Origin of the sequence: Pseudoalteromonas piscicida, from assembly GCF_002744175.1 — a bacterium.
In the GTDB taxonomy this organism is placed as follows: domain Bacteria; phylum Pseudomonadota; class Gammaproteobacteria; order Enterobacterales; family Alteromonadaceae; genus Pseudoalteromonas; species Pseudoalteromonas piscicida_B.
In genome coordinates, this window is record NZ_NKHF01000161.1 from 1 (window position 1) to 600 (window position 600).

The 600-nt window shown below is 42.8% G+C and carries 1 protein-coding gene; it reads right to left on the reverse strand.

Annotated features, from left to right (window positions below):
- Positions 1-84: 84 nt before the first annotated feature.
- Positions 85-480 (reverse strand): cupin domain-containing protein, encoded by a 396-nt coding sequence (locus tag CEX98_RS22280; protein ID WP_099644139.1) that lies wholly within the window; start codon positions 478-480, stop codon positions 85-87.
- Between the last annotated feature and the right edge of the window lie 120 nt (positions 481-600).

Consider the following 600-nt stretch of genomic DNA (forward strand, 5'->3'; position numbering starts at 1 on the left):
CGTTCAGGGCTTTTAATAGTTGGCTAAAATAACGAACGCAGTGAGGGAAGCCAACTGTTAAAAGTCCCTGCCTGCAACGGCTTGTTATGTACCGTTTGGTTTATCTATGCTGTGCTCCGTTGGTTGAGGCGTAATTGTCATTACTTTCACACCAACAGGTGATTCAAACCTATGCCATACACCTTTAGGGATAACCAGCATTTGACCAGGTGATAATTCGTTGCGCTGTTCTTTTTCTCCACTCAAAAGAATCAATGTCGTTTCACCGCCCAAAACCTGAACGAACTCGTCACCATTTACATGCCTTTCCCATTCACTATAACCAGAATAGTGAGCCACGTATATTCCGCCATCTCTATATTCAGATAACAGTGCAAATGCATTTTGGGCTTCTTCATCTGTAGTTTCAGGTGTTCTATTTTTCAAGAACTCTACTCTGGTGAATTCGCTTTCAATGGTAATCGCAACAGATTTCGACACTTACTGGCTCCCTTTAGGTACATAACGCTTGCCGTAAACGGCACAAAATAGCAGGCTAAAATTAGCGACGAAGGAGCACAAGCCTGCTGTTTTGTGTCCTTGGTTTAACAGCCTTGTTAA